The 21,855-nt window shown below is 63.3% G+C and carries 19 protein-coding genes and 2 pseudogenes; 9 read left to right on the forward strand and 12 right to left on the reverse strand.

Annotation, left to right across the window (positions count from 1 at the left end; all coding sequences use genetic code 11):
• From X743_RS01000000169300 to X743_RS146750, 3 genes and pseudogenes are all read right to left on the reverse strand, one after another.
• Positions 1-333: pseudogene (locus X743_RS01000000169300) on the reverse strand (excinuclease ABC subunit B); the annotation flags it as partial.
• Between the two features lie 128 nt (positions 334-461).
• Complete coding sequence (locus tag X743_RS146755) at positions 462-2,063, reverse strand: DUF2778 domain-containing protein (RefSeq protein WP_032923317.1); 1,602 nt, start codon at positions 2,061-2,063, stop codon at positions 462-464.
• A 589-nt stretch (positions 2,064-2,652) separates the two neighbouring features.
• On the reverse strand, positions 2,653-3,594 hold the full coding sequence (locus tag X743_RS146750; RefSeq protein ID WP_023767551.1) for a LysR substrate-binding domain-containing protein: 942 nt from the start codon (positions 3,592-3,594) through the stop codon (positions 2,653-2,655).
• Between the two features lie 101 nt (positions 3,595-3,695).
• On the opposite strand from X743_RS146750, the gene X743_RS146745 reads away from it, so the two are divergent.
• From X743_RS146745 to X743_RS146735, 3 genes are all read left to right on the forward strand, one after another.
• Complete coding sequence (locus X743_RS146745; protein WP_023767552.1) at positions 3,696-4,910, forward strand: TauD/TfdA family dioxygenase; 1,215 nt, start codon at positions 3,696-3,698, stop codon at positions 4,908-4,910.
• Positions 4,911-5,122: 212 nt separating this feature from the next.
• Positions 5,123-5,620, forward strand: a complete 498-nt coding sequence (locus tag X743_RS146740; protein WP_156934484.1) for a hypothetical protein — start codon at positions 5,123-5,125, stop codon at positions 5,618-5,620.
• Position 5,621: 1 nt separating this feature from the next.
• Positions 5,622-5,984 carry a hypothetical protein gene (locus tag X743_RS146735; RefSeq protein ID WP_023767554.1) on the forward strand — a complete coding sequence of 121 codons (363 nt, stop codon included), beginning with the start codon at positions 5,622-5,624 and terminating at the stop codon, positions 5,982-5,984.
• A 33-nt stretch (positions 5,985-6,017) separates the two neighbouring features.
• On the opposite strand, the gene X743_RS146730 is transcribed toward X743_RS146735, so the two are convergent.
• The gene (locus tag X743_RS146730) at positions 6,018-7,277 is read right to left on the reverse strand and encodes a hypothetical protein (RefSeq protein ID WP_031258116.1); all 1,260 of its coding nucleotides are present in this window, start codon (positions 7,275-7,277) and stop codon (positions 6,018-6,020) included.
• A 106-nt stretch (positions 7,278-7,383) separates the two neighbouring features.
• Here X743_RS146730 and X743_RS0136650 point away from each other — a divergent pair.
• Positions 7,384-8,409, forward strand: a pseudogene (locus tag X743_RS0136650) (CapA family protein); the annotation flags it as partial.
• 213 nt (positions 8,410-8,622) lie between these two features.
• Positions 8,623-9,591: a DUF3137 domain-containing protein gene (locus tag X743_RS0136655; protein WP_031258139.1), complete on the forward strand. Its 969-nt coding sequence runs from the start codon at positions 8,623-8,625 to the stop codon at positions 9,589-9,591.
• Between the two features lie 13 nt (positions 9,592-9,604).
• Here X743_RS0136655 and X743_RS146725 read toward each other — a convergent pair whose 3' ends face one another.
• Complete coding sequence (locus X743_RS146725) at positions 9,605-10,099, reverse strand: DUF2314 domain-containing protein (protein WP_023767557.1); 495 nt, start codon at positions 10,097-10,099, stop codon at positions 9,605-9,607.
• A gap of 433 nt (positions 10,100-10,532) precedes the next feature.
• Between X743_RS146725 and X743_RS146720 the strand changes: the two genes are divergently transcribed.
• Complete coding sequence (locus X743_RS146720; protein WP_023767559.1) at positions 10,533-10,775, forward strand: DUF1344 domain-containing protein; 243 nt, start codon at positions 10,533-10,535, stop codon at positions 10,773-10,775.
• 134 nt (positions 10,776-10,909) lie between these two features.
• Positions 10,910-12,532, forward strand: coding sequence for an FAD-binding oxidoreductase (locus tag X743_RS146715; protein WP_023767560.1), 1,623 nt, complete (start codon positions 10,910-10,912; stop codon positions 12,530-12,532).
• Positions 12,533-12,583: 51 nt separating this feature from the next.
• Here X743_RS146715 and X743_RS146710 read toward each other — a convergent pair whose 3' ends face one another.
• From X743_RS146710 to X743_RS1000000172295, 4 genes are all read right to left on the reverse strand, one after another.
• Positions 12,584-13,105 (reverse strand): hypothetical protein, encoded by a 522-nt coding sequence (locus X743_RS146710; RefSeq protein WP_023767561.1) that lies wholly within the window; start codon positions 13,103-13,105, stop codon positions 12,584-12,586.
• A 223-nt stretch (positions 13,106-13,328) separates the two neighbouring features.
• Positions 13,329-14,459 (reverse strand): hypothetical protein, encoded by a 1,131-nt coding sequence (locus X743_RS146705; RefSeq protein ID WP_023767562.1) that lies wholly within the window; start codon positions 14,457-14,459, stop codon positions 13,329-13,331.
• Between the two features lie 6 nt (positions 14,460-14,465).
• Entirely contained in the window at positions 14,466-14,900 is a 435-nt protein-coding gene (locus X743_RS146700) for a hypothetical protein (RefSeq protein WP_023767563.1), read from the reverse strand.
• 228 nt (positions 14,901-15,128) lie between these two features.
• On the reverse strand, positions 15,129-15,281 hold the full coding sequence (locus X743_RS1000000172295; protein WP_156934485.1) for a hypothetical protein: 153 nt from the start codon (positions 15,279-15,281) through the stop codon (positions 15,129-15,131).
• A gap of 443 nt (positions 15,282-15,724) precedes the next feature.
• Here X743_RS1000000172295 and X743_RS146695 point away from each other — a divergent pair, with 443 nt between their 5' ends.
• Positions 15,725-16,663, forward strand: coding sequence for a diacylglycerol kinase family protein (locus X743_RS146695; protein WP_031258118.1), 939 nt, complete (start codon positions 15,725-15,727; stop codon positions 16,661-16,663).
• Positions 16,664-16,756: 93 nt separating this feature from the next.
• Here the strand turns inward: X743_RS146695 and X743_RS146690 are convergent, their stop codons facing one another.
• Genes X743_RS146690 through X743_RS146680 form a run of 3 tightly spaced genes read right to left on the reverse strand, consistent with a single transcriptional unit; the run spans position 16,757 to position 20,498 of the window.
• Positions 16,757-17,674 (reverse strand): NAD(P)-dependent oxidoreductase, encoded by a 918-nt coding sequence (locus X743_RS146690; RefSeq protein ID WP_023767566.1) that lies wholly within the window; start codon positions 17,672-17,674, stop codon positions 16,757-16,759.
• On the reverse strand, positions 17,671-18,885 hold the full coding sequence (locus X743_RS146685; RefSeq protein ID WP_023767567.1) for a mandelate racemase/muconate lactonizing enzyme family protein: 1,215 nt from the start codon (positions 18,883-18,885) through the stop codon (positions 17,671-17,673). The genes X743_RS146690 and X743_RS146685 overlap by 4 nt, the downstream gene beginning before the upstream one ends.
• Entirely contained in the window at positions 18,882-20,498 is a 1,617-nt protein-coding gene (locus X743_RS146680) for a GMC family oxidoreductase N-terminal domain-containing protein (protein ID WP_023767568.1), read from the reverse strand. The genes X743_RS146685 and X743_RS146680 overlap by 4 nt, the downstream gene beginning before the upstream one ends.
• Before the next feature lie 205 nt (positions 20,499-20,703).
• Here X743_RS146680 and X743_RS146675 point away from each other — a divergent pair, with 205 nt between their 5' ends.
• Positions 20,704-21,645 (forward strand): phosphoribosylaminoimidazolesuccinocarboxamide synthase, encoded by a 942-nt coding sequence (locus X743_RS146675; RefSeq protein WP_023767569.1) that lies wholly within the window; start codon positions 20,704-20,706, stop codon positions 21,643-21,645.
• Positions 21,646-21,855 lie beyond the last annotated feature (210 nt).

Raw genomic sequence — 21,855 nt, forward strand, 5'->3', positions numbered from 1 at the left:
GGCCGCGCCGCCCATCGAGGTGCCGCGCGCCGTGCGGCCCGGGGCGGCGGAGCGCTCGGGTATCTTCTTCGACGGTTTCGGCGATTTGCCGCCGTCGCCCTTGCCGGTCTGGCGCCCTTCCTTCTCCGCCTCCTGCTCGATCTGCTCGGCCCAGTCGGCGATCGAACCGGTCAGCGGCGTGCCCGACAGCTCGGGTTGCGGCATCTCGGCGAAGCCGCCTTTGTGCAGAGGTTCGGAGGCGTCGAGGAAATCGGTCAGCGGGCTGCGCCGCTTGGGCGCGGCGCGGTCGTCATTCGCCGTCGGCGGCGTTTTCTTGTCGGGGGATCTGGCCATGTCCCGAATATGGGAGGTCTTGGCCAAAATGGAAAGAGTGGGATGGGGCGGGGCACGCCGCCAGACGCGGCTCCTGACAGAAGGCTGTCAGGAGGAGAAAGCCACGGCCCGTGCCTGTCCGATCCCGATCAGGCGCCGCTTCCGTTGGATGCTACCCGCGTCGCCGATCCGTTCAGGCGCGGCACGACGACCAGGCGCTTGATCTTGCCCTTCTTGTAGGCGGCGAGGAAGCGCGCATAGTCCTTGAAGGCAACGCAGCCGCTGGACTGTCCGTAGCGGCCGCGAAGCAGGTAGCTATGGGCCAGGAAGCCGTCGCGATTGTATTTGTTGCGGCCATCGACGGGGGTGAGGCGCAACGCCTCGACACCGTGGAAGCGCGACTCGCGCAGCGACAGATTGTAGGTGTTGGGCGGCGTCGGTCCACGGTTCTTCTGGTTGACATAGCGCGGCTGGTCCGTCATGGCGCCGACGCCCGAATGCGCTTCTAGTCTCTCGCCGTCCGGCATGTAAACCATGCCGGCGCTGATGTCATAGACGGCAACGCCGTGTCCGGCACCGCTTCCGGCGCTCGGCCCATTGAACAGGTTTCTGAACGCCTGGCCAAGGCCGCCCGAAGGCGTGTCCGGCTTGGCATAGGCCAGCACGTCGCCGCCTTGGCGGCCTTGCCTGGCCTGTTGGGCCGGCTTTGCCTGGGGAGCCGGCTTCTGCTGCGCGATCTTGGGCTGTGGAGCCGGCTTGTCCTGCTCCACGGCCTTGTCCTGTTCCACCACCTTGGGCTGCTGCGGCGCGTCATATTGCGGCCGGCGGGTCGGCAGAGGCACGTCGTCGGTGAGCGCGTCCGGCAGCGAGGCGGCGTCGCCGGGCTGCGCCTTTTGGGTCTCGACAGGCGCGACCGCGACATCGGCCGAGGCGCCGGTCATCGGCAGCGGCGAGGCGAAGGCTTCGTCCTCGACCGGCATCGACTGGACGAGGGCGAGCGCCAGCTGCGCGTTGTCAGGCGTCTCCGGCTGGGCAAAACCCGTCGGCGCCGGCGCGGTCTGCACGACAACCGAGCCGGTGCCGGCTCGGGCGAAGCGTTCCGCCGCGGGCGGTGGAATGTCGTCCGACAGGCTGGCCACGACCTGGACGGACGGCACCAGCGACGCCTGGGTAATCTGGGCCCCGATGCTGGAAATCACTGGGCGGGCGTCGGCCGTGGCGACAGGCTTGCCGGCGCCGGCAAAGGCAGCCGCGAGCTTGGTCGGCGACAGCGATGCTTCCATGCGTTCGAAGCGCTCCTGCGCCTTCGACTTCAAGACCGCCGGCTTTGCCGATGCCACGAGGCGTGCGGATTTCTCCGCGTGGGGGCTCACCCTGGCCAGCTTGAAACAGCTGGCGCCGCATTGCACGGCATGATCGTGCAGGGCTTGTGCGCCGCCATGGGCATTGGCCAGCACGAACGGCGCCGAGGATGTCAGGAAATGTTGTTTCAGCGGATCGGCCAGCGCCAGCGAGCCCGGCATGGACAGCGTCTGCGGCAGGCCGCCCGACGTCGCCGACAGCGAGGCGCCGACCGAACTGAGGCCGGCCATGGTGCCGATCAGCCAAAGGCCCACGGCAGCGCTGACGCCGGGCACGGCGACCCAGCGGACGATCCGTTCAGGGGTGAAGGATGAGGAACGTGGAGCGTCGCAGGCATTCTCGCCCTCCCAACGCGTGTCCCCGACAATGTTTCTACTCAAGAACGCCATGCCACCAATCTTGCTCCAATCGGCTCCCACGTCCGCGGCTGTGATAGCCGCGACGACCATTCTGTGAGTGATCCCAGGTGGTCCCCGACGCGTTTTCCGCGCCTGTCGTTAGTTGCCGATTGCTTCAAAATATGGACAAAGTTGGTTAACCAATCCCTCTCAAAACCAACAGAGAGACGTGGACTTTGTGCCGAAAAAGGCTTGTCCACGACCATGCACGCGGTATTGCAGCCCTTCCAATCCTGTTTTGCTGCCCGTTTTTGTCCGGCAAGTCAAGCAAAACAGCCCTCGCTAATTTGTGCGGGTGGCTGTTCGGCCGGTCATGCCACGATGGCGGGCGCTCGTTGCGTGGCGTCGGGAAGGCCTTGGGCACCGTCAAAAACTGTTGCCCGCCTGCCACAAATTCTTGGCCCGGACGGCTGTCTCGCGATGGCCATCGACTCGTTTTGGGAGCCGGTGCAACGCCAAGTCGGATCCGCCGCTGCGGCTCGAAGCAGGCACCATTGCCTTCCTCGCCTCGGATGCTGCCCACGATACGTTCGTCACGCGGGCCCTTCGTCGGCAATCCATTGCGGCACGGGGTTCCGCGTTAAGGCAGGCTTACCGCGGGCAGGGCGCCATCGATACCGATGTCGGCGATCTCAGCCAGTTCGGCAGCAACGGTTGCGGCACGGCGCGCCTTCGGACCGTGCCGTGGCCAGACGAGACGGCGCTTGATGGTCAGCGCCGGCACGTCACGGGCGATCTCGAGGAGATGGCCGGGCTCGAGATGGCGCCGCAAAACCAGTTCGCTCGCCAGCAGCGCGCCCATGCTGGCGATCGCCGCTTGTGCCGCGACGATCGTCAACCCGAAGCGCGGGCCCTGGTCGATGGCTTTCGGCTGGCGGCCGGCCGCCGCGAACCAGTCGCGCCAGGAGGGATAGACGTCGTCGCCCATCGTCGGGTCGATGTGCAGCAGCGGCATCCTGTCCAGCACCTCGGCCGCGTCAGGCCTGATATGGCCGCGTACCAAGGTGGGCGCGCAGGCCGGGATCACCCGCTCGGTGAACAGGTCGAGCGATGCGAGGTCGGGGGCGGCACCCCGGCGATAGCTGATGGCGAGGTCGACGCCTTCCTCCTGCATGGCATCGTGCGCGACGGAGGTGACGATGCGGACATCCAGCCTGCCCAGCGCTGCCCGCACCTTGTTGAGCCGGGGTGCCAGCCAGAGCGAGGCGAAGGACGGATCGGCCGCGATGGTGAAGATCTCGGCCCGCCGTTCGAAGCGCAGCCGCCGCATGCCGGAGGCGAGCGCGTCGAAGCCGCGATCGATGTCGGGCAATGCGGCCTCGGCGGCGCGGGTCAGGGCAATGCCGTTGCCCTCGCGGTGGACCAGCTTGATGCCGAGCCGCTCCTCCAATTGCCGGATCTGGTGACCTATGGCGCCGGGCGTCACGCCCAGTTCCTCGGCCGCGCGCGTCAGGCTGCCGGCCCTGGCGGCGGCCAGCAGCGCGCGCAGTCCGGAGAGCGGCAAGTCCCGCAACGTTGTCATGTTTTGAGTTTACCTCAAAAGCTTGAGAAGGAAACTCATTTGAAGAGCGGTTTTTCCTTGCCTAGGCTGGTCGAAGAAATTCAAAGCACAGGGGACACCAGATGCTCGACACGCCAAAGCATGCAAGCCAGCCGGGATCTGCCGGCTCTCAAGCGATGCCGGTCCGGGCCATGCGAGCCGAAGGCGGGTGGATCGCCATCGAGCTGGCGGATGGCCGCGCGGCAAAACTCTCGACGCGCTGGCTGCGGCTTGCATGCGCATGCGAGCAATGCGGCGACACCGCCTCGGGCAAGAGGTGGCTGACGCCGGCCGATGTCGGCGAGGCCGTCCGTGCCGGGAGTTTCGATGTCTCGACGCCGGGGCAGGTCACCGCGATCTGGCAGGATGGGCATGTCTCGCGCTACGACGCGGCTTTCCTCGCCAGTCATGCCGGCGGTTCAGGCCCGGTCCGCTTCCAGCCGCAACTGTGGAACAGCGATCTCACTGCCCGGCTCGGCCGCTTCGCCTTCGACGCGGTGGTGGCGGACGACGAAGCGCTGTTCCAGTCGCTGCGGGCGCTGAGGGACCACGGTATCGCCATGCTGACCCGGGTTCCGGCCGAAACGGAAGCAACGGCGCGGGTCGCCGAGCGTTATGGGCCGATCCGCGAGACCAGCTACGGCAAGGTGTTCGATCTCATCTCGCGGCCGGATGCGCGGGTGGCGGGCGAGACGGCGCGGGCGCAGATCCCGCATACGGACGAGCCGTTCCGCTACGCGCCGCCCGGCTTCATTTTCTTCCACGCCATCCGCACCGGTGCGGGCGCGGGCGGTACGTCGCTGATGGTCGACGGCTTTCATGTCGCCGAACTGATGCGGAACAGGACGCCCGACCTGTTCGAGCTGTTGACGCGCCACGGCGTCACCTTCCACCGCGAGCACGCCGGCGAGGTGTTCTTCAGCGCCGAGTCGCATGTCATCAGCCTCGATGCGGCAGGCGCGGTTACCGGCATCCGCTACAATGACCGCTGCCTGGCGCCGCAATGGGCGGCTGAAGACCGCATCGACGGCCTGATCGAGGCATTGGCCGAGCTGACACGGCTGATTTGCGATCCGCAGAACCAGTTCCAGCACCAGTTGCAGCCGGGCGAAGTGCTGGTCTTCGACAACCAGCGCGTCCTGCATGGCCGCAGCGCCTTCGATCCGACGCTGGCCGTGCGGCACCTCAGAAGCTGCAATATCGACCGCGACGGCGTGCACAGCGCGTTTCGGTCGCTGGCCAGACGGTTCGCGCCGGAGGAGGCGGAACAGGTACTCTATCAGGGCGCGATTTTCTGACGAGTATCGCCAAAAGGGCCTACTCGCACGCCCACTCTCAAGCGCTCGGCGTAAGCCTAGAAATGAGCGCTCTTTTATTCTACAATTAATTCGCAATTTCTTTTCGGGGCTTGGCTGGTGATAATTGCGTTCTCGTCTGAAAATAGGCATTAGCTCTATCGATCTTTGGAAAAGATTCGTGATCTGGCCGAAAAATCGATGGGGGAGGTAATTTGTCTCTAGATAAGATATCTAATCCAATACTATACTCAACAATGACTTCTGTTGCGTACAATATAAATATGAGATATTATAAGGGGCTGCATTATCTTTGGTGCACCCCATATTTCGGGTCAGACTTCAAGTCGCCCCACTTCACCGTCCCGCCCAGTTCCTCTCCTTTAGAGATATATAACACTTTTCTCAAGGAAATAGACGGAGCAGACCGGCATGGCACAAAAATCAAATTGAACAGATTGGGCATCAGAAAAGGCGCCGAGAATATGGCGAGATTAGGAAGAATAACAAGCGACGAAATGAAGGAGATACATGCGATCTCCAAGATTGCTCTCGATCATCAATTCAAGCCGTTGCTTTGTGTTATATCAAGGCTTGAGGCCGTTCCGTATTATAAAAGGATAGATGTTAATAGTAGAGCCAACCCTCTGTCTCTGGAGTATATAGTAGCTGACCTTCCTCAGTCGGCTTTTGATGTAATCAGGATCGGGTAATATGATAGATATCAAGAATCTGATCGATGCCGTTGACGTAGCCGATGCAAGATCTTCTATGTACTATGTGATTCGTTATATTAAACAGGCGAAGTATTTTAAAGAATACGGGAAGGATATATTTGAAGATGAGCATCATAGCGCTCCTAGCCCCCACGTCCGACGCATTGCTCTTGAAATAATAGCAGTCATTGAGAAGCACGAAGGTATGCCCGCCTCTGCCCTTGAGGAATCTAAGGTTATTGAGTTACTCGACTATATTACGTCAATAGAAGGCGGTCTTAGCACGGAATTTTCAGATGAGGAGCTTGCGGCCGCTGTAGAGTTCAATTCTAATATTGTTTCTCCAAATATTGATAGTTAAATATATATCAACTACTGAAGATATATTTGACCGTCAATTGAACCATAGGGCGAACGTCAAAAATCCACCGCCGCCGAACTGACGCTGGATCTGGTCGAAATCCTTGCTGGTCAGGATCTTGCCGCTTTCAAGATAGGGCGCGATGCCCGGGCCGGTGATCGACAGCACGAGGTCGAAGGGCCTCGGCTCGTCGAAGAAGCGCTTCATGTTGATGCCCTTGCCGGTGATGCGGAAATGCGGCAGCAGCGCCCGGCCTTCGAGCAGATCCTCGGCCATGGTCAAGGTGGCGAGCCACGCCTGCACCTGCTCCTCGCCGACTTCGAGACCGGTCAGCGGGTTCTCGCCCTCCTGCTGCGGGCCGGGCAGCCATTCGCGATCATTGTCTTTCTCGGCGCGGATCGCCTTCCAGTCCTCGCGCGACAGGCGGATCATTTCGAGCAGCTCCTGGCGCGCCGCCTTGCGGCGCTCCGGCTCGACCACTGGCCAGTTGATCATGTGCACCATCGAGATGAAATCGGCGATGCGCCATTCCGAGGAGAAGATGCTTGAGCCCATCTCGCTCGGCGGCGGCACGAGAATGTCCTGCAGCGGCAGCTTGGCGCGCGGGAACAGCATGTGGAAGGAGCCGTCGAAGGTGCCCTTGAAATCATGCGCCAGCCAGAAATCGGCCTGCGCCATCAGGAATTCGGCATAGCCCTGGAGCCAGTAACCGTCGGCGCGGTCGAAGCGGAAGGTCAGCGCGGGTGCGGCGTCGCCCTGCTGGATGCTGCCGTGCGACAGCGCGGCCATGCTTTCATCAGGCGCGATCGTGCCGTCCTCGTTGAGGTCGATGCCGGCATGGGTAAGGTCGATGACCATGCCGATGTCAGCCTCGGCGGGGACCGAGCCCAGTGTCGCGGCGGATTTTGCCAGACGGTCGCGGAAGGCGACCAGGATGGCGCGGAATTGTTCGTAGGTCAGCGGCTCGGGATTGGGATTGTCCGGCACCGGCAGCTGCATCAGCGGCAGCATGAAGGATTGCGGGCTCTCGAAGCCATGGCGGTGCAGGCCGCTGGCCAGAAGCTCCAACGCCGTGAAGAATTCGCCGGCGCCGGCGGCATAGGCCGATGCCGGGTCTTTCGGCGCGGCGGCCTCCAGCGTCGACAGCGCGCCGTCGCGCGCGGCGACGGTCTTGGCCTCGAACAGCGCGGTTGCCGCTTCGGGCATGGTGGCGCTGGCAGAAGACAAGCTGGCAAAGGATAAGGGAAGAACCATCATGAAGCCGGATGCCAGCAGGCTTGCTATTCGTGTCATTCTTTCCCTCCCACGCGGTGTTGCGGGCGACCATACACGAATGTCGGCCTCCGCGCTTCAACCTGTCCGGCGGACGGTCTACACAGGGCAAACGATTGGGCTTTGCGTGTCGAACTATCCGCTCTCCTACAAGCTGTCCTGGCTGCCGCGTTTCCTGAAGCCGTCGCTCGGCGGCGATGCCGGCGGGTTTGCGCCTGCGGCTGCGACGTTGGTGGACCCGCCACCGAAGCGGACTGTGCGGCTGGCCTTCATCGGCGATATCTCGGCAGTGGCCAATCGCAGCGCGCCGGACTGCGATCCGGCCATCAAGGCGCTGCTAGGTGCTGCCGATCTGGTGATCGGCAATTGCGAAAGCCCTGTCGTGGACAGGCCCAGCGCCGTTCTGGGCACCAAGCTCGGCACGCATCATGCGATGAGCGAGCGATTGCTGGCCGAGGCGCTGTCTTCGGTCGGTATCGCCCGCGAAAAACTGGTGCTGTCGCTGGCCAACAATCATGTACTCGACCAGGGCGTCTCCGGCTTCGACGATACGGTGGCGGCGCTGAAGCGGCTCGGTATCCGCACCATCGGACTGGCGGCCAATGGCCCGGTGCAGCCTGTCCAAGCCGGACCGCTGACCGTCGGCCTTGCCGCCTTCACGCTGTGGCGCAATGCGGATGAAGATCTGTTCGCCGGCCGCGTCTCGATGGGCAGCGACCCGGCAGGCTGGCCGCGTGACGGTTGCGATCTCCTCTGCGCCGTGCCGCATTGGGACTGGGAGTTCCGGCACTTTCCACGCGCCGAAACGCGAGCGCTTGCCAGGCGGCTGGCCGGACAGGGCGTCGGCCTGATCGCAGGCCACCACGCGCATGTCGTGCAGCCGGTGGAGCGGGTCGGGAAGACGGTCGTCGCTTACGGGCTTGGCGATTTCCTCGGCACCGCCCTTGCCCACCAGCCATGGCCGGGGCGCATTGGCGGGATTTTCGTCGTCGATATCAGTGCCGATGTCGGGACGCGTGGGATGGTTGTCTCGTATAGGCTGCATCCCTTTGTGAGGCTGCGGAGCAGGGACCACGAGCGGCTGGTGCCGGTGGAAGGTTTGGAGAGAACATTGAGGGAAAGGGTCGAACGGCGGTTGAGTGCGGTTTTCCCTTCTCCCTTGCGGGAGAAGGTGGCCGCGAAGCGGCCGGATGAGGGGTGTTCCAGGGAACACCAGCGTCTCATTCCGCTGGAACACCCCTCATCCGTCTCGGCGCTGACCCGCCGATCCACCTTCTCCCACAAGGGGAGAAGGAGAAGTGCCATCCGTCTGGCGTCGCTCCAACAAAACCAGCTATCATGCCAGCATAGCTTGCGGGGGTTGGCGATGGAAACAGCGGATTTCATGCCTGGTGAGACGGCTACCGCCGCCATCCGGAAAGACATCGAGAGCTATGAGGCGGCGCGGGCCTCGGTGGCGCGGCAGGTGCGCTGGCGTGTGCCGGTGTTTGTCGGCCTGGTCGTGGTCGCCGTCGTCGTGCTCACCTGGCTGTTCAACAAGGTCGCCGACCCAAACGAGCAATGGTTCTCGCCGCCGCATGTGTTCCTCTATGCCGTCGGATTCGCGGCTTCGAGCCTGCTCTACTTCCAGGCCATGAAGCCGGCCGCCCGGCTGCAGCAATCGTTCCGCCAGACGCTGCTGCCCATTATCTTCGGCTTCATCCGCGATGTGCGCTACCAGCACGGCGGCAGGCCAAACTCCTTCGACCGGCTGCCGCGCGAGGCGGTCGGGCCGTTCAACCGGCAAGCGTTCGACGATGTCATTTCCGGCCGCTACGACGAGTTTCCGTTCGAGCTCTACGAAGCGGAATTGCGGGAAGGGACGGGCAAGGGCTCATCGACGGCCTTCAAGGGCGTCATCGTTGCCTTCGAGGCCATCGAGCCGTTCCCTGGAATTCTGGTGGCGACGCGGCGCACCAACGCGGTCATCGGCTTTTTCCGCGGCATGTTGACGGCCAGGATGCAGGAGCTGTCGTCGGGTGAGCCCCTGCTCGACGCGGCTTACGAGTTCCGCACCGACAATGTCGAGGCGGCGCGGCCGCTGGTGACCGGTCGGCTGGCGCAGGCACTGAAATGGCTGGGCGAAACCTGGCCCGACGATCCGGCCCGCGTCGCGCTCAATGGCGGCGACGGTTTCCTGCTGTTGCCGCAGGCGAAGAACTTCTTCGAGCTGCCGGATATTTCGGTTCCGCTCGACTACAACAGGCACGTCGCGCCGATGATATCGGATATGGGCGCCATGTTGGCCACGGCAGCGCTGGTGCGCAAGATCGGCGCGAAGAACGCGGCGGATTAGCCGAGCTTGGCCGTCAGCAATCGAAACCGTATCTGTCGCGCATGGTGTCCACCTCTTCCTTCGACATTTTCTTGAACATCACGCAGACGGTGAAGGCGCCGACCTGCCGCCCATCGCGGGTATAACCCCAATCGGAAATATCGCCCCGGGTGAATTCTATGTTCTGGCCGAGGACGACATTGCGCACTTGTTCCGGCTGGTTCGCCAATATGCCGACAAAGCCGGTTTCGGTGCGCCGGAACGGGATGACCCAGAAGTGCTCGGTGACGTTGCCGTCGCGCACCTTGACCTTCAATTTGAACCTCTCCGTGTCGGACGGAGGAGCCTCGGACAACGCCAGGAATTCGTCCAGGCTGGCGAGCGCCTTCGCGGTCGCTGCTGCCATCTCGGGGTCGTCCTCGGTAAACATGATCGTCTTGTCGCCATCCGAGTCCGCGTCCTGCGCAGAGGCGGACCCGGGCCCAAGCGCCAGCAGCAGCGATATTATGGTCCGGAATACAAACTTCATGGAATCACGCCCCCCTCTGGCTGCCGATATTCTCGTGCACTCATTTCGAATTTGCAACCATAGCGCGAGCTAAGGTAGAGGTTTCGTGCCGATCGGTGAAACAAAACTTGTATGGCTGGAAAGCCAGCGGGTGGTTTCGTGAAGCGGCCCAACGAGGATTGCGGCGGCAGCATGGTGTTCGGACATCGCTCGCCGCAATCGGCCAAGTGACTCTTTTCGTGGACGGAGCGCGCTTGCCGGGAAGCGCCAAAGCGGCAAGAGGTCACCTCAGCCGCAGGCAATGTGTCGGAATTAAGCCTATGAATTGCTTTGCGAAAATTCACCCAACGTGATTTGCGGCTGGCATGCTTTCCGCTCAGTTTCAGGCCGTTCGGTGCCGTCGTTTCCCAAGGCGACACCGGGCGAGAACTGAAACAGCATGGAGTGCTTACCGATGAAGAAGACCCTCGCAACCACCGCCGCCCTGCTCGCCTTCCTCGGCACGGCCTATGCCGCGACCGTTCAGGGCACCATCCAGTCGGTCGACGCGACGACCAAGTCGATCACGCTCGACGACGGCAAGATCTACCAGCTGTCGCCGGACGCGGCGGTCGGGAAGCTGAAGGTTGGCGCCAAGGTGGCGGTGACGGTCGACGACAAGACCGGCATGGTGACGTCGATCAAGAAGGCTTCGTAAAAGCCGCCGACGTTCAAGCACTTGCCTTCTCCCCGTCATTATTTCGGGGAGAAGGTGCCGGAACGCCGTTCCGGCACAGCCGCTATGGTTTTTGCCAAAAGGCCGCGCTATCCCTTGGCCAACGGGGGATATTCATGGCCGAGCACCAAAAAAGGTTTCGCCTGTCGCGGCGGCTGCTGTTGGGTGCGGCGGTGGCCGGCGGCGCAGTGTTGTGGGGCGGAACCACCATGGCGCGGCTGGCGCGCGGGCCTTCCGGACCGAAGAATGCCGGCCGCATCGCAGAGGTCGACGGCATTGCCCTGCCGCTGAAGCCGCTCGAGAACGCGCCGGCCTTCGATCCTGCGCTGCCCTGGTCGGCCGAAGGCGGCGACATCAATGATGCCAGCGGCCTGTCGAGGACGCCGGTCTATGGCGTGGTCGAGGTCGGCGAGGAGGACCATATCGCCAGGGCGTTGGCCTTCGCTCGCGACAACGGGCTGAAAGTCTCGCTGGCCGCCATCCGTCATTCGATGGGCGGCCACGCCTTCGACGACAACGCGCTGGTGCTCGACCTCAGAAAGTTCAACAAGGTCACCGTCGACGCGGCGGCCCGGACCATGACGGTGCAGCCGGGCGCGCGCTGGCACGACATCCAAAACATGCTGCATCCGCGCTTCGCGGTGAAGTCGATGCAGTCGACCGACATCTTCTCCGTCGGCGGCTCGCTGTCCGTCAACGCGCATGGCATGGACCATCAGGCGGGTTCGGTTGCCGGTTCGATCCGCTCGATGCGGGTGATGCTGGCCGACGGGTCGGTGATCACCTGCTCTCCGAGCGAGAACACCGAGCTGTTCCGCCATGTCGTCGGCGGCTACGGCCTGTTCGGCGTGGTGCTGGAAGCGACGCTCGATATCGTCGACAATGCCGTCTACCGCACCTCACGGGAAATCATCAAATCCGACGACTTTCCGAAATTCTTTGCCGAGGTGCTGGAGCCGAACAGGGGGATCGGCCTGTTTTACGGCCATCTGTCGACGGCGCCGGGCAATTTCCTCGAGGACATGATTGTCTATCGCTACGACAAGGTGGCCGAGCAGCCGCCGGCCGGCCAGCCCGAGATCGGAGAGCCGGAGGGTGTCGGGCTGAAGCGGGTGATCATGAACCTGGCCAAGCAGGGCAGCCTGTTCCAGGAGCTGAAATGGTTCACCGAAAAGACGCTGGAGCCGAAATTCGAGAGCTGCACGGTGGCGCGCACGGCTGCGATGGCGCAGGGCGAGGCCTGCCTCGTCACCCGCAACAACCCGATGCACGATTCGGTGCCCTATCTCTTCAACGATTTGGTGGATGAGACCGACATCCTGCACGAATATTTTATTCCACGCGCGGCGTATAATCCATTCATCGCCGAGGCCCGCGAGATCCTGCGCAACCAGGACCTGCCTGTGCTCAACGCGTCGGTGCGCATCGTCCACAAGGAGGATTTGGCGCTGACCTATGCACCGGAGCCGGCCTATTCGCTGGTGCTCTACATCAACCAGCCGACCGATGCCGACGGCAACGCTAAAATGCGGGCGCTGACGCGGGCGCTGATCGACGTGACGATCCGGCATGGCGGGCGTTTCTTCCTGCCCTACCAGCTGCACTACACGGCAAGGGAATTGCTGGCCTCCTATCCCGAACTGCCGGCCTTCCTGGCGGCAAAGCGGCGCTATGACCCGACGGAGCTGTTTTCCTCGACCTTCTACCGCGCCATCAAGGCGCTGAGCGGGGTGGCGTAGGCCAGGTAGAACTTCTTGTGAGGAAGGCGCCGTAGAGCGCGACGTTCGAGCCTACAGCCCCGTCGGCATCAGGCCGGTCAGCCAGTTCACCGAGCGTTTGGCCGCGTCCGCGGTCGCCGATGCGGCGCGTCCGAGATCGGTCTTGACCACGGCGTAGCCGTTCTTGGTGCGGTAGAGCACGCCGGTGCCACCATCGACCACCTGCTCATAGGCGACAGGCCGGGCGGCTGCTGCTTCCAGGGCCGTCGTCGGCGAGCCGACCGGAACGCTCGGCCGATGGCTGAGTTCCGGCGGCAGCGGGTTTTGGGTTTTGACGATCCTGCTGGCGGGCTTCAGTTCCGGACGGGATGCAATGGCCGCCAGTTGCGAGGAGGACGACGATCCCTTCGTGCGGCAGATGCCGGAGACGAGCGGATAGTTGAAATTGCGCTCGTGCAGGATCTGGCTCTTCATCGCGGATTCGCACTCCGCGATGGTCGACCACTTGGCCGGCGTCTCACCGATATATTCGCACAGCTTGGCGTCGCAGTCGCAGCCGACGATGGTCATGGCGACAAGGGCGGTCTTGATCACGGTCTTGTCCCTTCGAGATGCCCCGGCAACCGATTCAGGTGCCATGTCACGGTCCCAAACCGTTTTCCGCTTTGGGCGACATGGAAGCGTTTCATCGCGCGCGAACAAGGCGGGATTTGGCCGCGATTGTGGATTGAGCGTGGCGTGGTGTCCGAAAGATCAACCGGGTGTCGATTCTGCAACAGAGACGCGGTTCCCTGTCGCCCCGGCCGCCGTCCCCCTGTCAGTAATCGTAGACGTGTTCGAGTTTCGCGCCGGCCTTGATCAGCGACGGCAGCACAAGGTGCAGCTTGCGCACGGCGACGACCATGCCGGTGCGGCGCATCGAGGGATCGGCCGGCAGCGGGTAGCTGAACAGGATGCGCATGCCTTCGGGAACGGCGATCGCATCCGTCGACAGCATGGTGACCATGATCTCGTCATTGCCGCCGATCTCGACGAAGGAGACCCCCTTGTCGATCAGGCGCGGGATCATGTCGGTGAACACCTGATAGCGCTTGGTGACGAAGACGGTGCCGTCAATGCCATAGTCGCGTTCCAGCAAGGTGTCTGGCTCATTGCGTGTCGCTTCGCCGACCGGCCCCTTGGCCCAGACGTGGATGTCGAGCAGGGCCGGGTCGGAGGTCGCGGCAAGCGCCTTGGCGATCAGGTCGGCATAGCCCTGCTTGATGGTGTCGGCGAGACCGAAGGCGAGCTTGCGTTCGCTGGTGCGGATAGAACTGTCGCCCGGTGCCGGCTGCACGGCAAACAGGCCGGCGCGCTTCTGCGCATAGGGGAACTGGTACCACGGCACCTGGTCGAGGAAAGCGGCGTACTCGGCCGCCACCTTGGCCTGGTAGATGTCGGCCGCGGTGCGCTTGGCCGTCGTCGCCTCGGTGATGCGGCCGACCGTGTTCTCATAGGCCCATTGCAAAATGTGCTCGATCGAGTGGCTGGTGCCGATGATGACCAGCATCTGATGGTTGGCATAGTTGAACTTGTAGGCAGAACCGGCGCGGATCACCATGGCGTAGTCCTGCCAGAAGCGGCCGACATAAGACCAGTAGGGGAAGCCGCTCGGCTGGTCCTTGGCGACGAAGCCGGCATATTCGCGCGCGGCATAGACGATCGCCCATTCCGGGTAGGTGAGGAAGGTCGATTCCTCCGGCCGCTGGTAGCCGGGGATCTCAGTGCGGACCTTGTCGGCCAGCGCCTTGGGCGGCGCACCATCGGCAATGCCGGGCAATGGCGTCTTGTCGAGCGACGGCGTCGTCAGGAAGCCATAGGCCAGCCCGACGATCGGGATCAGGATGATGATGACGATCAGCCAAAGGATCGTCTTGATGATGCGCTTCAGCCAGCGGAACAGAAACATGGCCGGTCAGGCCGTGGCGAAGTGGTCGTAAATGCGCTTCGACAGCCAGAAGCCGACATAGACGGCGAAGCCGCCTATGACGAGGTGCGGCAGGTTTGCGAAGAAGCGGGCGGGAAATTCGATGTCGTTGAGGGAGCGGAAACCGTTGATGAAGATGCCGGCATCAAGGCAGCCGGAGCCGGTGATCAGCCCGAGCACGCCGTCGAACAGATAGACCGAGCCGAACAGCTTGAAATAGAACACCGCCTGGCGGTGCGAGATGAAGGCGACGGCCAGCGCCCAGACGCCGGAGAAGGCGTGCAGCAGGTCGTCGTACCATTGCAGCGAGAACAGCCCGAACAGATTGCCGTTGGCGTCATTGAAGGCCGGTATGTAGCCGATGGCGACGACGCCGAAGAACAGGAAAGCATAGGCAAAGGCAAGCTTTTGGACGAGCGTCATGAAGTATCCCCCTTCAAGAGACTGCTTGGAAAGTCACTCCGGCGGCCATCTGATGGCGCCAGAGCAACTTTCGAAACAGTCTCCGAGCGCGTATCGAACAGACTCTATCTGCTCGATACTAACCGATTTCAGCGCGCGGTGAAGCGGCGCCGGCAAGATCGCTGGCAAAGGATATCGAGGGGGCCAAAAACGACAGTCGGCGCCGGGATTTCTCCCAGCGCCTCCCTGTCAGATCAGGACACGGTCGCGGCAGCAACTTCCGTAAAGTCGTCGCGCCATGCCGGCCTTGATTTTGACGGTCCTGCCAGCCACCACCCGAAGGCAGTGTCCGTTCCAGACCACGCCGGTCTTGGCCCTTGCGAGCTTTGCCCTGCGCGCCATCGAAGGTTTTTGCCGTCCTTCATGGCAGCATCGGTCCGCCGTCGGCGTTGGCACGCTTTCCGCGGCCCCGTAGGTCTCGGCTTCCGTCCCTCGTACAGGCAAGCCTGTTCTCGGTCCGGGCCGTACGGGCCTCAGGAAATCCGCCTTTCACTTTCGCCTTTCGGCTTGATGATCGGTAGCCGCCTGAGATGGGTTAAACTTACGCCGGGTAAGGACCTTGGGGAATGGCCATGGCCCTGTGGATAGCGGGATTATCGGGGATCGATGCCAGAAGCCCAGGAGTTTCAAACTCGAACACTTTAGACAGCCTGCCCCGCGCTTTTCGACGCCCATGGCCGACCGCCCCCTTGCTCTGCCGGCGGGCGCGGGCTTCAATGCCGGCAAAGCATAGGGGCCGGCAAAGGATCGGGCGCACAGGCCCGGCGACGGGGGAGGGCGAGTATTTGAAAGTCGGGGTGGTGCTCAATCCGATTGCCGGCGGCGGCCGGCTGAAACGGCATTGGCCTCAAGTCGCCGCCTCGCTGAAGAAGCACTTCGGCGATTTCGAACTGCGTGAGACGCAGGCCGAGGGCGACGCCGAACGCCTGGCAATCGACCTTGCCGCCAGCGGTTTCGACCTGGTGATCGCAGCCGGTGGCGACGGTACGGCGAGCGAGGTGGCTGATGGCCTGCTGCAGGCGGCCGAAGAAGGCGGCCGCGCAACCGAGCTTGGTCTGCTGCCATGCGGCACCGGCATCGATTTCGCGCGCGGGCTCGGCCTGCCGAAGCAAGTGGATGCGGCGCTGAAGCGGATCGCCGAAGCGAAGGGGCGCAAGGTCGATGCAGGGCGTATCGGCTACGTCGACGACCATGGCGCACTGGCCAGCCGCCATTTCATCAACATCGCCAGTCTAGGCCTGTCTGGCGCCACCGATCGCGCCGTCAATGCCGACAAGCGCAAGGGCAAGATGTCGGCCAAGGCGCTGTTCCTGTGGCGCACCGTGGTCGAGTTCGTCCGCTACCGCTTCCAGGATGTCAGGATCACCGTCGACGACGCCGCGCCGGTCGAGGCGCGCATGGCGCTGGTGGCGGTGGCCAACGGCAAATTTTTCGGCGGCGGCATGATGATCGCGCCGGATGCCGAACTGACCGATGGCGAGTTCGACATCGTCATCTTGCGCGCGGCGGGCAAGCTGAAGCTGATCTGGGACATCCGCCTGCTCTATGGCGGCAGGCACCGCAACCATCCGGCCATCACCATCCTGCGCGGCAAGAAAGTGGTTGTCGAACCGCTCGGCGATGGGACAGAAAACAACGCGCTGGTCGACATAGACGGCGAGTCGCCCGGGCGCATACCGGCGACTTTCGAGATCCTGCCGGGCGCGCTGACGCTCAGATATTGAATCAAGGCGCTGCGGGTTTGATTCAACTCCTTTCGAGACCGAATCCGGCGATCAATTGAAGCTCATGAAATTGCTTTGGTTTTGGCCTCCGGGTCAAAGCTCCAGTCTGGCCGGAAAACCGGGCGCGCGCAGGTCGGTGCCGACGGCATCCTCGAGCAATTTGACGATCTGGGTCGACCAGGCCCCGCCGCCATAGGCGGCCTTGCCCTGCTGAAAAAGTGCGTTGACGCGCGTGGCGAGGTCGAGCGGGACGCCGAAATCCTTGCCCATGCCCAGCGCGAAGCCGAGATCCTTCAGCGCCAGGTCCATGGTGAAGCCGATGTCGTAGGAGCCGTTCAGGATGAGCTGGCTTTCGGTCTCATGGACGAAGCTGTTGCCGGAGGATGCAACGATGGCATGGTAGCTCTGCGCGAGGTCGAGGCCACCTTGTTTGGCCAGCATCAGCGCCTCGCCAGCGGCGACGAGATGGATGAAGGCCAGCATGTTGGTGATCACCTTGATCACCGCCGCCGAGCCGATCGGTCCCATCAGGAACGACTTCGCGCACATCGCCTCGATCGCCGGTCGATGGCGCTCATAGAGTGCGGCGTCGCCACCGACCAGCGCGGTGATCTTGCCGGCGGCCGCCAGATGAACGCCGCCGGTGACCGGGCACTCCAGTGTCTCGACGCCCTTGGCCGAAGCGAGGGCGGCAAGGCGCAGAATCTCGTCGCGGCCGTTCGTCGACATCTCGATCCAGGTGCCACCCCTGGGCAGACCTTCCAATAACCCACCAGGCCCGGCCAACACTGCTTCGCTGACCTTGGGCGAGGGCAGGCAGGTTATGGCGTTGCCGGCCTGCGCCGCCGCTTCGGCAGGGCTGCTGGCGGCGGTGGCACCGAGCGCTGTCAGGCGCTCGACGGCAGTAGGGTCACGGTCGAAGACGGTCACGGCAAAACCGTTGCGGATCAGGCTGGCGGCAAGATTGCCACCGAGATGACCGAGGCCGATGAAGGCGTAGCGTTCGCTCACGGCATCAGCGGCGTCTGCATCATCTGCAGATGCAGGTCCTTGCCGGTGTAGGGGTGCGCCTCGCAGACCGCCTCGTCGAGCTCGACGCCGAGGCCGGGCTCCTTCGAGGGGATGACATTGCCGTCCTGCCACTCGATCTTCTTCTTGAGCAGCGTGGCGTGAAAACCGTCCCACTGCTTCAGCGATTCCAGGATCAGGAAGTTGGGCAGCGTCACCGCCAGCTGGATGTTGGCGGCGCCGACGATCGGGCCGCAATAGCAATGCGGCGCGATCTGGATGTGATAGGCCTCGGCCATGGCGGCGATCTTCTTGGTTTCGAGAATGCCGCCGGAGCGGCCAAGGTCCGGCTGCAGGATGGTCGCGGCGCGGTTTTCGATGACGCGGGCGAACTCGAACTTGGTCGTCAGCCGCTCGCCGGTGGCGATCGGGATCGAGGTCGCGCGGGCTACCTGCGCCATCACCTCGGGCATGTCGGGCGGCACCGGCTCCTCGAACCATAGGGGATCATAGGGTTCGATGGCGCGCGCCATGCGCAGCGCACCGGAGGCGGTGAACTGGCCATGCGTGCCGAACAAGATGTCGGCGCGGTTGCCGACCGCCTCGCGGATCGCCTTGATCATGCGGGTGGAGACATCGATGTCGATGAGGCGCGGCTGGTGGCCGTCGAAGGCGGTGTAGGGCCCGGCCGGATCGAGCTTGACCGCATTAAAACCCTGCTCGACATATTCGAGCGCGCAGGCCGCGGCCAGGTCGGGGTCGTTGTAGACGTTCTTGCCGTCCGGCGCGTCCTCGGAATGGACGCTGCCGGTGTGCGGATAGAGATAGGTGTAGGAGCGCAGCGTCTCGTGCACCTGGCCGCCGAGCAGTTTGTAGATCGGTTTGTTGGCTTCCTTGCCGACAATGTCCCAGCAGGCCATTTCGAGCGCCGAGAAGCAGCCCATGCCGGACACGTCGGGGCGCTGGGTGAAGCCGGAGGAATAGGCGCGGCGAAAGAAATTCTCGATATCATGCGGATCGCGGCCAACGAGATAGCGTTCGGCCATGTCTTCGACCATCCTGGCCGTGACATGGGCGGAGAAGGTGGCGTTGTAGGCCTCGCCATAACCGACCACGCCGCCATCGGTCGTGAGCTTGACGAAGATGAAGTACTTGCCGCCGATGCCGGGCGGCGGATTGCCGACAACCCAGGTCTTGACGTCGGTGATCTTCATTTGTGGTCCTCCAGAACCAGTTCTGCGCCCTTCCATCCGGTCACGATGGAGGCTGCATTGGTGTTGCCGGTGATGTTGTCGGGAAAGATCGAGGCGTCGATGACGCGCAAGCCTTCGATGCCGTGCACCCTCAGGCGCGGATCGACGACGGCGCGCGCGGGATCGGGCCCCATGCGGCAGGTCGAAACCGGGTGATAGACGGTGCCGGAACGTTTTCTGAAATCCGTGATCAGGTCGGCGTCCGACTGGATCGACGGGCCTGGCAGAACCTCCTCGGCGATGGCCTCGGCCATGGCCGGCATCGCGGCGATCTTGCGCACGAACTTCACCGCAGCCAGCATTTCGTCGACGTCGGCGTTGGTCGAATAGGCGTTGGCGACGATCTTTGGATAATCCAGCGGGTTGCTCGATCGGATCATGATCTCGCCGCGGCTCGACGGGCGGCAGTTGGACAGGCCGATGGAGAAGCCCGGCCAGGGATCGGGCGTCAGGATCGGACGCTCGCCGCTCTTCGGGATGACGGTCGAGAAGGCCTGGAAATAAAGCTGCATGTTGGGGCGCGAGAACGCCGGGTCGGTGCGGAAGAAACCGCCGGCATGGTTCATCGACAGCGACAGCGGGCCCGACCGCGTCAGGATATATTGCATGCCGACCAGGAGCTTGCCCCACCAGGGGCGCAGGATCTGGTTGAGCGTCGGCAGCTTGCCCTTGAACGTGTAGTTGATGCCGACATGGTCCTGCAGATTGGCGCCGACATTCTCGCTGGCGTGGACGACCGGGATGCCAAGACCACCAAGCAGCGCCGACGGGCCGACGCCGGACAGCTGCAGCAATTGGGGCGAGTTGATCGAACCGCTTGACAGGATGAGCTCGCGGCCGGCGCGCGCCGTCTTCGTCTCGCCGTTCTGCAGATACTCGATGCCGACCGCGCGCCTGCCTTCGAACAGCACCCGAGTCGCCAGTGCATTCATTTCGACGCGGACGTTTGCGCGTTTCATCGCCGGGCGCAGGAAAGCGCGCGCCGCCGACATGCGGCGGCCGTTCCTGGTCGATATCTGGTAGATGCCGACGCCTTCCTGGGCAGCGCCGTTGAAATCGGGATTGAGCGGCAGACCGGCTTGCTTGCCGGCCGCGAGATAGCGCTTGGTCAGCGGGTGGACGGTGTTTGAACAGTCGGTGATATGCAGCGGCCCGCCGGCGCCACGCCATGTGTCGGCGCCGGCCTCGTTGTCCTCGAGCGCCTTGAAGGCCGGCAGCAGGTCGTCATAGCCCCAGCCGGGATTGCCGGCGGCACGCCAATCGTCGAAATCCTCGCGCGCACCCCGGATCCAGACCATGGCGTTGATCGAGCTCGAGCCGCCAAGCAGCTTGCCGCGCGGCCAGTGGTCGGCATTGCCGGCGAGGCCGGGATCCGGCTCTGCCTTGTAGTTCCAGTTGACCGCCGGATCGAAGAAAGTCTTGCCGTAGCCGAGCGGCATCTGCACGTAGAAGCGGCGGTCGGTGCCGCCCGCTTCGAGCACCAGCACCGAGAAGCGGCCCGAAGCCGACAGTTTGTCGGCAAGCACCGAGCCGGCCGAGCCGGAGCCGACGATGATGAAGTCATAGGTCTGCATGATTGAAACGGGTGGCTCCGGAAAACTGGCCGCAGCCTAGACGCGGCGGGTTCGCCGCGTCGCAGTGCCTTCCGGCATGCGTTGTGAAAAAAGCGACCGTGATGCCAGGTGGCGTCGTGGGGAATCCCGACAATCGCGCTTGATAGGCATGGGTCGACAGCTTATGCGATTGGCATCGATCACTCTGCGGAAGGCAGGAAATCATATGCGGACCCTGTCGGATGCCTTCATTCCCGAATTGCCTGGTCACTACAAGGGCAAGGTCCGCGAAAATTACGATTTGGCCGACGGGCGGCGCATCATCATCGCCACCGACCGTCTCAGCGCCTTCGACATCATCCTGACCTCGATCCCGTTCAAGGGAGAGATCCTGACGCAGACGGCGCGGTACTGGTTCGAGGAAACCGCCGATATCTGCCCGAACCATGTTCTGGAATATCCCGATCCCAACGTCGTCGTCGGCACAAGGCTCGACATCCTTCCAGTCGAGATCGTCGTGCGCGGTTATCTGGCGGGTACCACCAGCACCTCGATCCTGACCCGCTACAAGCGCGGCGAACGCGACATGTACGGCATGCGCTTGCCGGACGGCCTGCGCGACAATGAGAAGCTGGCCGAGCCGGTCATCACGCCGACGAGCAAGGCGGCGGACGGCGGCCATGACGAGCCGCTGTCCAGGGCGGAAATCCTCGACCAGGGGCTTCTCAACGAGGCGCAGTGGGATACGGTTTCAAACTACGCCTTGAAGCTGTTTGCCCGCGGCCAGGCACGCGCCGCCGAACGTGGCCTCATCCTCGCCGATACGAAATACGAATTCGGCACAGACAAGAACGGGACGATCATCCTGGCCGACGAAATCCATACCCCCGACAGCAGCCGGTACTGGATCGCCGGAAGCTACGAACAGGCGCTCGCCAACGGCACGCGGCCGGAGAGTTTCGACAAGGATTTCATCCGCTCATGGGTGGCGGCGCGCTGCGACCCCTACAAGGATCCTATTCCCAAAATACCGGACGAGATCGTCGAACAGGCCTCCAAGGTCTATGCGCAGGCCTACGAGGCGATCACCGGCAAGGAATTCGTGCCCGATGTGTCCGGGGACACGGTGCTGGACCGCATCAGAGCTAACCTTGCAGGTTATTTTTAAGAGGCGCCTCTCAGCTGGCGAATGGTCTTACGCAGCGCAGTCGACCCCCACTCCGTCGAGCTTCGCTCGACACNAAGAGGCGCCTCTCAGCTGGCGAATGGTCTTACGCAGCGCAGTCGACCCCCACTCCGTCGAGCTTCGCTCGACACCTCTCCCCCGATCGACGGGGTAGAGGAAGAGCGCGAGCTTGGCCGGCATGGCCCCTTCCTC

Origin of the sequence: Mesorhizobium sp. LNHC232B00, assembly GCF_000502435.1 — a bacterium.
Taxonomy (GTDB): Bacteria; Pseudomonadota; Alphaproteobacteria; order Rhizobiales; family Rhizobiaceae; genus Mesorhizobium; species Mesorhizobium opportunistum.